The organism is Priestia sp. P1_B12_1, assembly GCF_056406695.1.
Genome location: NZ_JBFTZR010000002.1, coordinates 953,024 through 967,594, shown reverse-complemented (window position 1 = coordinate 967,594; position 14,571 = coordinate 953,024). Strand labels below are relative to the sequence as shown.

Annotated in this window: 10 protein-coding genes; 1 reads left to right on the top strand and 9 read right to left on the bottom strand. The window is 38.9% G+C overall.

All coding sequences use genetic code 11. The annotated features are described in order from the left end of the window. Positions 1-90: 90 nt before the first annotated feature. A complete protein-coding gene (locus tag AC1D0Y_RS10405; RefSeq protein ID WP_060746794.1) occupies positions 91-1,233 on the top strand; it encodes a SpoIIE family protein phosphatase in 1,143 nt (380 codons plus the stop codon). A gap of 29 nt (positions 1,234-1,262) precedes the next feature. Here the strand turns inward: AC1D0Y_RS10405 and AC1D0Y_RS10400 are convergent, their stop codons facing one another. From AC1D0Y_RS10400 to hxlA, 9 genes are all read right to left on the bottom strand, one after another. Then, positions 1,263-2,117, bottom strand: a complete 855-nt coding sequence (locus AC1D0Y_RS10400) for a CheR family methyltransferase (protein ID WP_060746793.1) — start codon at positions 2,115-2,117, stop codon at positions 1,263-1,265. Positions 2,118-2,135: 18 nt separating this feature from the next. Then, on the bottom strand, positions 2,136-4,901 hold the full coding sequence (locus tag AC1D0Y_RS10395; protein WP_028408098.1) for a CHASE3 domain-containing protein: 2,766 nt from the start codon (positions 4,899-4,901) through the stop codon (positions 2,136-2,138). A 619-nt stretch (positions 4,902-5,520) separates the two neighbouring features. Continuing rightward, complete coding sequence (locus tag AC1D0Y_RS10390) at positions 5,521-6,402, bottom strand: glycine betaine ABC transporter substrate-binding protein (RefSeq protein WP_060746792.1); 882 nt, start codon at positions 6,400-6,402, stop codon at positions 5,521-5,523. Between the two features lie 21 nt (positions 6,403-6,423). Continuing rightward, entirely contained in the window at positions 6,424-7,287 is an 864-nt protein-coding gene (locus tag AC1D0Y_RS10385; protein ID WP_060746791.1) for an ABC transporter permease, read from the bottom strand. Positions 7,288-7,289: 2 nt separating this feature from the next. Next, complete coding sequence (locus AC1D0Y_RS10380) at positions 7,290-8,543, bottom strand: quaternary amine ABC transporter ATP-binding protein (protein WP_060746790.1); 1,254 nt, start codon at positions 8,541-8,543, stop codon at positions 7,290-7,292. Positions 8,544-8,623: 80 nt separating this feature from the next. After that, a complete protein-coding gene (locus tag AC1D0Y_RS10375; RefSeq protein ID WP_060746789.1) occupies positions 8,624-9,772 on the bottom strand; it encodes an aromatic ring-hydroxylating oxygenase subunit alpha in 1,149 nt (382 codons plus the stop codon). Between the two features lie 66 nt (positions 9,773-9,838). Next, on the bottom strand, positions 9,839-10,999 hold the full coding sequence (solA, locus tag AC1D0Y_RS10370; RefSeq protein ID WP_477707552.1) for an N-methyl-L-tryptophan oxidase: 1,161 nt from the start codon (positions 10,997-10,999) through the stop codon (positions 9,839-9,841). Between the two features lie 30 nt (positions 11,000-11,029). Then, complete coding sequence (locus tag AC1D0Y_RS10365; RefSeq protein ID WP_063611573.1) at positions 11,030-13,453, bottom strand: GcvT family protein; 2,424 nt, start codon at positions 13,451-13,453, stop codon at positions 11,030-11,032. A 362-nt stretch (positions 13,454-13,815) separates the two neighbouring features. Next, complete coding sequence (gene hxlA, locus AC1D0Y_RS10360; RefSeq protein ID WP_013056245.1) at positions 13,816-14,457, bottom strand: 3-hexulose-6-phosphate synthase; 642 nt, start codon at positions 14,455-14,457, stop codon at positions 13,816-13,818. Positions 14,458-14,571 lie beyond the last annotated feature (114 nt).

Genomic DNA, 14,571 nt, shown 5'->3' with positions numbered 1-14,571 from the left:
GATAAATAGAAAAACAGAAAAAGTATAAAAAATGCTTGAAAACTACATACTCAATCATTAGTCTTCAAACATAATAAGGGGAAATAAAGCATGACCATTCTTCTAGTAGATGACAATCAAGTCAATCTATTTGTGATTGAAAAAATTTTAAAAGGCGCTGGCTACGATAACTGTGTGTCTCTTACGTCTGCCCATGCCCTTTTTGACTATCTTAACCTGGACGATGAGAACTCAAAAACGAATTCGGTCGATTTGATTTTACTTGACATTATGATGCCCGAAATTGATGGAATCGAAGCCTGCAGGCGAATTCAACAGGTAGAACGCTTAAAACATATTCCAATTATCTTTGTCACAGCCCTAGAAGACAGCAGCAAATTAGTAGAAGCTCTAGACGCCGGCGGAACAGATTATGTAACAAAGCCGATTAATAAAGTGGAACTGCTGGCTCGTATGCGGGTAGCTTTACGCCTTAAAGCAGAAATTGACTGGCACACGGAACATGAAAAGAAAATTCAAAATGAGTTGGATTTAGCTACGCACGTACAGCAAAACTTACTCAGTCCCCCTTTACGAGAGAAAGATATTCAAATGGAAGTTTCATATTATCCTTCTTTTAAATTAGCGGGTGATATGTACTATTGGCACAAAATTGATGAGCACCGGTACGGGATTATCCTTTTTGATATGATGGGGCACGGCATCTCTGCCTCGCTTGTTTGTATGTTTATTTCGTCTGTGCTCAGAGAAGCTATCAAGTCTCTCGTAGACCCTGAGCAGGTTATTACAGAGTTGAATCGCTACATGGAATTATTGCACAGCGAAAAAGATGAAATTCCATACTATTTCACTGCTATTTATTTAGTTATTGATACGGAAGCTAAAACGGTAGAATACGTGAATGCCGGGCATCCAGAAGGTTATATGTTAGTAGATGAACATACGCTTGTTCCTCTTCAGCGCGGCAGCTGCCCCGTAGGGTTTTTTGAAGAAATGGACGTTCAGAAATCTGTTGTCAGCTTTGAGAACGATGTGCAAATTTTGCTATTTACTGACGGAGCTCTCGAATCAATGGGTCCTTGCGAAATTGAATCCGCTCTTCGTCTGCAGAAATTGACCGAACAAAAGTGGACCAATCCAAAAACATTCATGAATGAAATTTTTTCAGAAGAACAAAAGTTAAATCAGCCTGATGATATGTGTGTACTCATGATTCAAGCGCAAGCACAGTAAGAAAAGGACCTCACCATGAGGTCCTTTTTTTATTGCTTTTGATAGATTCGTTCGTTACCTGCAAACTCTATATAAGAAGCGGACCCTTCAGAAAAGCGAAGCGTTTCTTTATCACCAAGTCCAAGAAATCCTTTTGTACACAGGCTTTCTGAAAATAAATTATACACTTGATTTTGCAGCTGAGCTGTAAAATAAATAAGGACGTTTCGGCAAATGATGACGTGAAATTCATTAAATGACTGATCCGTGACTAAATTATGCTGAGCAAAGATAATATTTTTCAGCAGCGACGGATGAAAATATGCATAGTGATGATCCGTCTGATAATATTCTGAGAAGGCGTTCTTTCCACCGGCTTGAATATAATTTTTTGTATATGACTTCATTTTACGTAAAGAAAAGGCACCTTGTTTTGCTTTTTCTAATACATCTTCGTTCATATCGGTTGCGTAAATGACCGTTTTATCCATTAACCCTTCTTCTTCTAAAAGAATCGCCATAGAAAATACCTCTTCGCCCGTTGCACAGCCAGCATGCCAAATGCGAATTTCCGGATAATCCTTTAATACCGGAATCACTTTTGTGCGAAATGCTTTAAAAAAGCTTGGATCGCGAAACATCTCTGTTACATTTATCGAAAAATCATTTAAAAGCTGATTCATAAATTCTTCTTCGTGAATCGCTTTTTCTAGCAATCGAGACACAGTTGGAATACGTTCAATTTTCATTCGATTATAGACTCGGCGACAGATAGAAGATTTAGCGTACTGTCTGAAATCGAATCCTGTTAATCGATAAATAGCCGTCAGCAGTAAATCAATCTCCAAATCTGTTTTTTTATTCATAACTAAGTCTTCACTTAAATCTAGGTGCTTCATATCCATTTATGTTTCATACCCCGCTTAATTTACTAGCCATACACGCATAACGGAGAACAGCTGATTTAAATCTAAAGGTTTGCTGATATAATCTGATGCTCCAGCTTCCAAGCATTTTTCACGATCATTTTTCATCGCTTTAGCGGTTAATGCAATAATAGGCAAATCAACAAGCTTTAGCTCTCCTCTAATTTTCTGCATCGCTTCATATCCGTCCATTTGCGGCATCATAATATCCATTAAAATGAGATCAAATGGTTCACTATTCTTCATCATTTCAAGACACTCTATTCCGTTATGAGCTGTCATAATGGTCATACCTTGTTTAGCTAGCGCAGTTTTTAAGGCGAAGATGTTGCGCTGGTCATCATCTACGATGAGCACTCGCTTATCCTGAAATACATTTTCATCATCTTGTAATGAAGGTTCAACTGGTTGTACAGGATGATCAATTTCAGTTATTTCTGCTTCAGGTTTAGCTTCTTCTACAGCTTCTTCTACAGATACTGCTACTTCTTCATATGCAAAATTTACTTTTTCATAGTCAACAAGACCGTTAGAGAGACTAGGAAGATAGAGTGTAAACGTACTTCCTTTTCCTACTTCACTGCTTAGGGAAATCCAGCCGCCCAATAATTTTGCAAACTCACTGCAAATAGATAAGCCAAGTCCCGTTCCTCCGTACTTGCGAACCGTAGCTCCATCGGCCTGCTGAAACGCTTCAAAGATAAGCTGATGCTTTTCTTTTGGTATACCAATCCCTGTATCAGCTACAGCTATTTCTAGCCAGCAATCCGTATCGACTGTACGCATAGCTGTTGTAAGACGATGGTCAGCTACTTGTTGAATAGATACTGTGACAGATCCCGATTCCGTAAATTTAAATGCATTTGATAAAAGATTTTTCACAATTTGCTGGAATCTCTTTTCATCCGTGTGAATGATGTCCGGTACATCTTGTGCTTTATTAATTTTTAATTTTACTTCTTTCTGTTCAGCAACGTGGCTGAAATTACGTTCAATTTGATCTGGAAGCTCACTCATATTCATCTCAGCAAGCAAGACATCTAGTTTTCCAGACTCTACTTTTGATAAATCCAAGATATCGTTGATTAATGCCAACAAGTCTTTTCCTGAAGAATGGATAATACGAGCATATTCTTCTTCATCTTCAGATAGCGTTTTAGCCGCGTTTTCCTCAAGCATTTCAGACAAAATAAGAATGCTGTTAAGCGGTGTTCGAAGCTCGTGCGACATATTAGCAAGGAATTCAGATTTGTATTGAGAATTCAATTCCAGCTGATGAGCTTTTTCTTCTAAATCTTCTTTTGCAGCCTCTAATTCAAACGATTTTTCTTCTGCATCTTTTGTTCTTTCTTCTAGCTGTTCATTAATCATACGCAGCTCTTCAGACTGCATTTGCAGTTCCTCTGATTGTGTTTGAAGTTCTTCAGACTGAGCCTGGAGCTCTTCTGTCATCGCCTGAGATTCTTTTAATAGACGGGCAATTTCCATCCGTCTGATTACACCATTGATAGTGAGACCAAACGTTTCAATCACTTGACTAATAAGTTCTTGCTCTAAAACTGTAAATTCGTGCAGCGATGCCAGCTCGATAACTGCAATTACCTCATCTTCAAATAAGACGGGCACAATAAAAATACTCTTAGGTTTTACATCTCCTAATCCTGAAGCAATGAGCTGGTACGTGTCAGGTACATCGTTTATGACAAGGGTTCTTTTTTCTAAAGCAGCTTGTCCAATGAGCCCTTGGCCTATCAAAAAGCTCTCTCTTCCCGCATCGCCTTTTCTATCTGCAAAAGCAGCTTGTTTGACGAATAGATCTCCTTTATCATTTTCCTCTCGAACATAAAATGCTCCGAAAGAAGCTCCTGTCATTTCTGAAACCGTAAAGAGAAATTTTTCCGCAAGCTTGTCTACAGATGCTATGCCTTGGTACATCGTTACAGCATGAGCAATGTTCGTTTGAAGCCAGTTTCGCTCTTCAATATTTTCTAACAACGCGTTCGTGGCTATCCCTAAATCTTTAATTTCATCATTAGATCGAACTTTAATTCTTCCTTTTAACTCGCCTTTTGAAGCCGTAATTCGTTTGATTGTTTGCGTAACTTCTTTAATCGTATTCACAATGGAATTGGACAAAACAATAGCGATAGCAAGTGAAATAAGCGTAACAAATAACAGCAAACCGTAAAGTCCAATTTTTATTTTTTGATTTTTCTCGTCTAACTCTGTTGCTCTTGTTTCAGTCGATTTTTTCTCTACATTTCTAAAAGAAGTAAACTGGCTGCGTATATCATCCATATACTGGCGCCCAGGATCTTTCTCAAAAAACTGCTGAAGCTCTTTTGTATTATTTTCTTTTTTTAATGCAATGGTCGGTTCACCAGCAGCTTCAATCCAGTCTTGAATGCTTCCTTTAATCTTCTCCAGTTTCTCCTGCTGATTTGGATTATTATTTAGAAGCTGATACAGCGCATTATAATCTTTTTCCCAACTTGATGCTGCGCTGTTATAAGGTTCTAAGTAACTCGCTTCTCCTGTAATAATATAGCCCCTTTGTCCGGTTTCCATATCGAGCAGGTGTTTTTCAATTCGATTGGTCAAATCATGCACTTCAATATCATGATCAATGATAAAATTTCGTTCTTTTTGCAAAGATGAAATTTGACTGTTTAAAACAATAAATGCAATGAATAAACAGACAATAACAATTAAATATCCAATAATAATTTTGGATTTGATGCCAAACCTCATTTTCTTTTCCATAATGTTCCTACTTTCATTCTAGATATTCTTCTAGAAGCATTCGAAAAACATGTTTATTTTTGCTGCTGGACAATTTCACTTTCAGTACACACTCTCCACTCCATCTTCCTTTGCTTGATAAGGCTCTCTCTTTTTCCTATCAAGTCAACATTCCTATTATACACTCTATTTTTGTACAGAAGAATATTTATTGTACAAGAGGGAAAGATTAATTTTCCAGTTTGCAAATACCTATTTTCAAGCTGTCTATAAAAATAGGCCCATGCTGTTAAAAGCATGAGCCTATCTTACAATATTTTTGTACACAATAAGGTAATGAAAAGTAATTTATGCTTTGGGGAATCACATAAATTATGACAACATAGGTATAAATAAATACTTACATGCGAAACGTAAAGCATTCATTATTTAAATTGTACTTGGATAATAGAAAGCAATGCCACTTTTTTTAATTTAAATATATTTTTTTAATTTACATATCAGGTTAAAAAACTTTCATTTATTGAGATTTTACCGAACTTAATCCGTTAGAAAAAATGCAGATAAAAAGTTCCCCCCCAAAAAAACCGTCTCTAAGTCAATAGCTTCACTTATGAGACAGCCTTTTGTTTTCCATCTATTATTTTACCCAGCTTTCCGTCACTTTTTTATTTTTAGAAATCCAGTTTTTCACACCTTTTGTTTCGTCTTTTGCACTGTTAATTTCTGATTCTAAAGATGCTAGTTGATCGGCACTAATAGAAAAATCTTTCAGCCACTTTGCTGCTTCTGGATAATCTTCTTTAAATCCCTTTTTGCTAATCGACTGTATTTTTTCAGGTCCAGTTGGATTCATCGTATTTTTGGGGTCTTTTAAGTATCTGAGATTATACTTTTCAAAAGCCCAGTGGGGGCGCCATAACGTAACAACAATGGGTTCTTTATTAGCAATGGCTTTATCTAACTCCGATAACATGGCGGCTGTGCTGCTTTCTACTAAATTCCAGTCTGTTAACCCATAGCTTGGCATCGCATGATCTTTAGTAAGGCCGTTTATTCCAGATCCTGGTTCAATACTAATAATCTTTCCGTTAAACTCATCTTTCTTATTTTTTAAATCAGCTAGTGACTGGGCGTCTACGTAATCGGGAACGGCCAATCCGCTATCTGCTTCATCATACCAAGTACCGAGCACGTCAACTTGTTTTCCAAATCTTTTCATATAAGCACTATGGGTGGTCGGCATCCATACATCCAAAAATAAATCAATGTTTCCTTGAGCAACTCCTGAGAAAAGCGGAGCTACGTCGCTTTGAACTGCTTTAACTTTATAACCTTTTCCCTCTAATAATTCCTTCCATAGAAACGTAACAGCTACGGCTTCGTCCCATGGTATGTATCCAATTGTAATTTCTTTTTTAGTCGTCGTGTCGCTTGCTGTATTGCTATTGCCACATGCGGAGACAAGCAGCATAATGACGATTGTTAGCATAATAAAAGAAAATTTCTTTGATTGTTTCATATACTCCCACCTTTATTCATTTTATTTACTTGATTGAATGCCTTTTCTTTTTTGAGTAGAAAGGTGCGTCAGACGATCTAAAATAACGGCAATAATGACAACCGCAATCCCACCGATAAATCCTAAGCCTACATCCAACATACTGATGCTTCTTAATACCTCAGCACCCAAGCCACCTGCACCGACCATTGAAGAAATAACAACCATCGAAAGAGATAGCATAATAACCTGGTTTACACCCGACATAATCATAGGCAAAGCGAGCGGCAGCTGGACTTTAATTAATTTTTGCCATTCCGTCGCTCCAAAAGCTTCTGCTGCTTCTAAAGTGGTTTGGGGAACTTGCTGAAGTCCAAGCAGCGTCAGACGAACCGCAGGCGGCATTGCGAAAATAAAAGTAGCAATAAGAGCTGTAACATTCCCTAATCCAAATAAAAGTACGGACGGAATTAAGTAAACAAAAGCAGGCATTGTTTGCATAATATCAAGAATGGGCTTTATCACTGCTCCAACTTTGTTAAAGCGGTGTGATAATATGCCTAAAGGAACGCCAAATAGAAGTGAAATAATAGTAGAAGCTAAAACGAGAGATAAGGTCAGCATCGATGCTTCCCATAAATTCAAGCTAATAATAAGAAGTAAACCAAAACACGTAAATACAGCTATCTTCCAATCTGTTAACCATAGCGCTAATAGAACAAAAACAACGACCGTTACTAGTGAAGGAGAAGCCGTCAATGCCCATTCGAGACTGCTTATTAAGCTGGTCATTATCTGGTTGATTCCAGTAAATACACCTGAAAAACTATCAATCATGTAATCAACAAATGAATTTGCCCATTTATCTAAAGGGATGCGAGGAATCGTCGCGGAATTTACCATCATATTTATCGGACCTCCATTTGATATGACTTAACTTCTTGTTGCTCGGTCACTGAAGTACGTTCAGTGAGATTTGCAATAAGAGTGCTTGGGGAAATCATACCTTGTAGGCGATGATAGTTATCAACAATGACTACAGGCGAATGACTGTCTGTAAATAGAGGAATCATTTCTTGTAAAGACATATCAGGATTAACACAATGCGGCTGTGTCATTTCTTTTCCTTTTAAATCATGCTTATGAGCTTCTATCAGCTCCATCACCGTATAAATGCTCATTAAGCCCAATAAGCGATCAGCGCTATCAAGAACAAAAATAGTAGATAAATGATTGGTTCTCATTCTTCTTAATACGACTTGCGGTGACTCATACTCATAGGCAGCCGTTTCTACCGGAATCACCGCGTCTTTAGCAAGGCGAATTTTGCCGTAATTAACGTCTTGAACAAGCAGCTTTACATAATCAGTTGCCGGTTGACTTAAAATATCTTCAGCGGTTCCAAGCTGTACAATTTCCCCGTCTTTCATCACGGCAGCCCGGTGGCCTAAAGTTAATGCTTCATCCAAATCATGCGTCACAAAAATAACTGTTTTTTGTACTTCTCCCTGAATATCAAGAAATAGCTTTTGCATATCTCTTCGAATAAGAGGATCTAAAGCTGAAAAAGGCTCATCCATCAGCAAAATCTCCTGTTCAGAAGCAAGAGCTCTTGCTAGTCCAACCCGCTGCTGCATACCTCCTGATAATTCATAAATTCTTTTATAAGCTTGTCCATTTAAGCCCACCATTTCAAGAGCCTTTTTCCCTCGCTTTTCTCTTTCGTTTGCTGCTACACCTTGTATCTCTAGACCAAACGTAATGTTGTCAATCACAGTGCGGTTTGGAAGGAGGCCCACATTTTGAAAGACCATCCCAATTTTATTTCTCCGGACTTCCTGAAGCTGTCTTTTTGGCATATGAGAAATATCTGTGTTTTCTAGATATACCGTCCCTTCTGTCGGTTCTACAAGCCCGTTCAAGCATCGAAGTAAAGTAGATTTCCCGCTTCCTGATAATCCAATTAACACAAAGGTTTCTCCCTTTTTCACTTCGAAATGAGCATTGTAAATAGCAACGGTTGTCTTAGTAGCTTGTTCGACTTCATATTTACTTTGTCCAGCTTCTCGGAGCTTAAGAGCCTGTTCTTTTTGGCGACCAAATACTTTTGAAACATCGGTAACGCGGATAATGGGTTCTGTTAGTTTAGAGCTTGTACTCAATTTATTTCCCCCTTATTTTAAAGTAGATTGTTAGAGGTGGTCTGACACCTCAAGGTAACGTGTCAGACCACTTCTACTTACTATTCGACCTTCATACCGATTGCTTCCAATACATAATTGTAAAAATGAGAAACGTGCTGTTCGATAGGTACTAAAATACCTCCTTCTTTATAAGATTTTGAGCTCATATTTTCTTGACACCACTCACACGCTTCAAAGTCTTGTAAATTCACGCGGTGAAATAATTCCACAGCATCTTTTGGGTCAAAATCAGGCTTAGCCATTTCCTCCGGGTCGAATAACCATTCACAAATCACTTTAGACTTTTCTGCACTAATTGGAATAATACGATGAATAATAACGTGATCCGGTGTTAAATTGATAAATACAAGCGGCAGAACGGTAATGCCAAAATACGTGCGGTCATCTTCAGGAAGCAATCCTTTTAACATAGGGCGGCTTCCTTTCCCACTGATTGAAAAAGCTTCTAATTCATCCCCAAACTTAGCTCCGCCTCCCACGGAACTTTGAGTGCCGACTCCCGAACGAAATTCAGGTAGCGTTGCCGTAAGTTCAGGGTGAATAGAGGAACAGTGATAACACTCTTGAAAGTTTTCTACAATAAGCTTCCAGTTTGCCTCAACTTCATATTCTTCACGGTGAGCAGATTTCAAGTTTTGAATTTCATATCTAGTAAACGTATAAAGTTCTCCAAAACGATCAAAAATTTGTGCGTCTAGCTGGTATTCAACAGACATAGGATTGTCAGATAAATTAACCCAAACCATGCCGTGCCACACTTCAATGTGAACGGATGTTAGTCCATAATTTTCATTATGCACGAGTTCCTCTCGACAGTGGCTTGTGTTAGGAACACCTACTAAATCACCATCTAAGCTATAGCTCCACGAATGATATGGACAGCGAATGACACCTGCTTTACCGGATGCCTGGCTGCACAGCTTAGCTCCTCGATGCCGACATACGTTCAAGAATCCACGCAGCACGTGATCTTTTCCTCTAATAATTAAAATATTTTCGTCTTCAACTCTCGTCGTAATATATTGTCCTGGCTCTGCTATTTCGTATTCAAATGCAACTAAACTCCATGATTTAGAAAATATATGATCTTTTTCTAACTTAAAAATGTCCGAAGATGTATACAGCTCTCCTTTCAACGTGGGCTCAAGTCTCCCATTATCATTCACTAAACCATGTTCCATAACCATCTACTATTCCTCCTTCGCTTCTTTAGAAACATTTAAATAGAACCATTCGCAAGAGCTGACGACGATTTATACTATTTTATTCGCCGCAAATCGCTGCGGAGTAAACAAATCAATTGGGTGATTGGTTTTTCCCTCTATCACTAAATCTGCTAAAATCTCTCCTACTACGCTTGCAAACTTAAAACCATGTCCAGAAAATCCAGCTGCAATCGCTACTTGAGGATATTCAGGATGCAGTGAAATGACAAAATGCTCATCTAGTGTATTGGTATACATGCACGTTTTCCCTTGTAAAAATCGACCGTTAAGCTGTGGAATACCTTGAGATAGATAGTGCCGCATCATGTTCACTTCGTCTTCATATATATTTCGATCAATCGTTTCCGGCGTACACGCTGTTCCTTTTCGAAAAAACGCCACTTTTGCTCCTTCAGCCTTTAATCCAAAAGAAGGGAAACCATACAACTGTACATAATCATCTGCTTCCCAAATATAAATCGGCTGTTTTCCCACTGAAAAAATATCTATTCCTTGTGTTGGTTCAAAAAACATTTGCACATGACGCTCTACTTGTAAGCTAACACCTAAATCCCGTAATAAATCGGGTGCCCAAGCGCCTGCAGAAATAATGATTTTTCCAGCTTCATATATTCCATTAGCTGTTACAACGCGCACGCCTTCACCAGAAGGGTGAGCTTCCCACGACATCACTTCTTCAAAAAAATGAAGCTCAGCTCCGTACTTTTCTGCTTGAAGAAGGTGAGTATATACGCTCGCTTCCGGCCTGACGAATCCAGCTCTTTCTTCATATAGAGCAACCGTAGCAGGTGAAGGTGTAAACGCCGGAAACCGTTTGTAAATATCCTTTGCTTCTAGAATCTCATACGCAAGATTCCACTGTTTAGAGCTTTCGATGCTTCCAGAAACCGTCAAGCTATCAGGAGGTCCCATCATAAGTCCACCGGTAACCGTAAGAATTTCTTGACCGCTTTCTCTTTCAATTTCATTCCATAATTCATAAGCGCGAAGCAATAATGGAACGTAAGCGGGGTCTTCAAAATACGACTGTCGGATGATTCTAGAACCGCCGTGACTCGATCCTAGGTCATGAGCGGGACCGTATTGTTCTAACCCCAATACCCGCTGACCTTTTTTGGCGAGCTGATAAGCAGCCGTACTCCCCATAGCTCCTAATCCGATAATAATGACATCATAATGTGTTGACATCTGCATTCCTCCTGTCTTTGGATTGATCAATTAAACTACTGCCGGGGAGTGTGTCATCATTGTTGCTTTATAACGCTGACCAAAGTATTCGACTTCTAAAACCATTTCTTCATGTACAGCTCGAGATAATAAAGTGTGTACAATTCCTTTTCCTAAGCTGTATGAATAGCCGGCACTTGTCACAAATCCGAGGGCTGTTTCTCCATAAAAGACCGGTTCATATCCCATTACTATCGCTGAAGGATCATCTAATATGAGCGTCGCTAATACTGTTTCAGAATCTTTTCGCTGACGATCAAGCAATGCCTCTTTTCCAATAAAAAATGGTTTTGTTAAATCAACCATTTTATGAAGGTTAACTTCATATGGATGATGCTCGCTCCAAAAGTCTTTCCCGCTTTTTAACGAAAAAGATTCAATTCGAAGATTTTCAAGAGCACGGTCTCCCGCGGCAATCAGCTGATAAGGCTGTCCTTGTTCAATTAATAAATCCCATAAATTCAGGCCTTGATCAGAAGTCGTAATCAACTCCCAGCTCTCCATTCCCCCGTAGGAATCACGCAGAGCAAGAACTAAAATATTTTCGATAAACATCGTTTTCGCTTGTCCTTCAATCCAAGTGCTGCTAAGGTCTGAGCGTTGAACCACGGACTTCATTACTCCTGTAGCTTTAGGACCAATTAATGCTATACTGCATGTCCCTGACGTTACATCTTGAAAAACAACTTGACCGTTTTGAGGCACGTGTTTTTGAATCCAGCTTGCTTCTACAGCTCCCGTACAAACAATCAAGAAAGTGGATATATTTTTGCGAATAACCGTTATTTGATCTTTTATGCCGCCTCGCTCATGCAACATACACGTACGTATGCTTTGCCCTACTGTAATGTCTATATTTCCTGTCGTTAGCTTCTGTAAAAACTGGAGAGCTCCTTCCCCTTTAATTTCCAACCTTTTCTTTGCTGCCGTTGTATCGTAAATCGCTGCGTACTGACGAGTATGCAACTGTTCAGCCTCGATAATCGGTGACCAATATTCAGCGGACCACCCCTTTCTTATTACCATCTTCTTTTCATACGTGGATATAAGCGGATAGTTAGCTTCATACCACTGCGGCTGCTCCCACCCTGCTTTTTCGTTAAAATACGCTTTTAGTTCTTGCTGACGCATATAAAATGGACTTACGCGCATGTTTCGCGATACTTTTCGCTGCATAAATGGATGATGAATGCTATAAACCTCTTCATACTCTTCAATAGACCGCTGTTTGTAATAAACAGGGCTGCATGCATACGTATCGAAACGATTAATATCGCATAGCTCCAAATCCACAGTCGGTGCACCATTCATCATCCATTCAGCCATTTGCCTAGCGACACCTGCAGAGTGCGTTACCCATATGGCTTCGGCTACCCAAAATCCCCCTACTGCTTGTGATTCGCCAAGTAGCGGCATCCCATCAGGTGTGAAAGAAAAAATGCCGTTTATTCCTTTTTTTATCCCCCCTTGTTTTAATACCGGAATTAATTCCATTGAATCTTCCCACGGTTTTTCAAAATCTTTTGGTGTAAAAGGTTTAACAGAAGGCATTTCTTTTGTTTCTCCGTATTTTGTAATGTCACTGAGTTCGATTGGAAACGGTTCATGCTGATATGATCCAATCCCAAGCCCTTTGTCTACCTGACGAAAATAAATTGCATTATCCTGATCTCGAATAAGAGGAGTCGCCGCTTCTTCCGTTTCTCCGTTTAATTCAAGTAAATCATTTGTAAACACATATTGATGAGCCATTGGCTGAAGAGGAATCGTTACACCGACCATTTCTCCGATACGAGGTCCCCAAAATCCGGCACAGCACACGATTACATCTGCTTCAAATTTTCCAGCGCTCGTGTACACTGCTTTTACTTGACCATTTGTCACTTCAATATTCGTCACTTCTGTATGACCGTAAAATTCTACTCCGCACTCCTTAGAAAAACGAGTCATTTTATCAACGGCATGCAAAGGTTTGGCAATACCGTCTGACGGAACATAGAGACCTCCGCAAATACGCTCAGGACAAATCAGCGAATTTTTTTCTGCGCATTCTTGCGGTGAAAGAAGAAAAGCTTCGATTCCCCATGAGCTAGCAACACCAGCCTTTCTCTTTAGGTCTTCTAATCGCTCGGATGTACGGGCAACTTCTAAACTGCCGACAGGATAAAACGAGCGCTGTTCATCTGTACTCAACTCTTTAAAGGTCTCGACTGTTTGAGAAGCTAGTGTTGTAAGGATTTTTGAAAAGCTAAGCTGAAATACAAGCCCCGGAGCGTGAGAAGTAGATCCTCCCGTTTCAAACAAAGGGCCTTGCTCAATCACTGTTATGTTTCTTTGCCCCATTTTGCTTAAATAGTAGGCAATGCTGCACCCGACAATTCCAGCTCCTATCACTACTATCCTCTTATGTTCCATCACTTTATATCTCCCTCCTTTTTTGGTTTAAAGATGTTAAATATTGTCGATAGTTAATTATATTTTTAATATTCATAATTTTCAAAGTATTTTGTTAAAAAGTGTGACATAGATTTTTTTGCACTTTCTTTCGCTAATGTTCGGATAACGCTTTCTTAACTTTAAAATCCCAGAAAAACCATCGTCTTTTTCTTTCGAATAACGAATTTTAAAGAAACTATCTATCTATCAAAATGACTCTTATCAATGAATGGTTATACTAAAAATGACGGAAATAAGATAGCTAAAATAACTTAGCTATCTTATTTTTCAACCATTTACCGATTAATTAATTTTGAAGGTCTAAATACTTTTGCTTATTTTTAGACCAAAGTTGCTTGTTTGACTACTTTTTTCATTTCTTCTGCAACGTTTCTTTTGTCTTTTTCACTTGTAATCCCCCCGCCTACAATCACAAGATCCGGCTGTGACTGCACAACTTCAGGAAGTGTATTCAGTTTAATGCCCCCTGCCACCGCTGTTTTTGCATTTTTCACAACTCGTTTAATCGTTTGAAGCTGCTCGAACGGGGTTTCTCCTTCAGCTTGAAGATCATACCCTGTGTGTACACAAATATAGTCAACACCGAGTGCATCGACTTCTTTTGCACGTTGTTCAAGGTTTTTTACATTAATCATATCAACAAGAATTTGTGTTCCTTGTTTTTTGGCCTCTTCTACAGCGCCTTTTATAGTCGAATCATCAGTAGCGCCAAGAATGGTAATAATACTAGCCCCCGCTTCAGAAGCTTTCATTACTTCATAAGCACCTGCATCCATAATTTTCAAATCAGCTAATACCTTTAAAGACGGAAAGGCTTCCTTGATTTCTTTGACTGCTTTTAGCCCTTCGTTAATCACAACTGGAGTTCCAATTTCTACAATATCGATATACTCTTGAACCTCCTGCACTACTTCTTTTGCCTCTGAAATATTTACAAGATCCAATGCTAATTGAAGTTCCATACTGACTTCACTCCTTCATTAAATAGGGTTGTCTAGCATGAATTCATTGTAAAACCGTTACTTTCAAAAAAAAAGTAGGCACTTTTAAAACATATAGTCACTAAAAATATACTA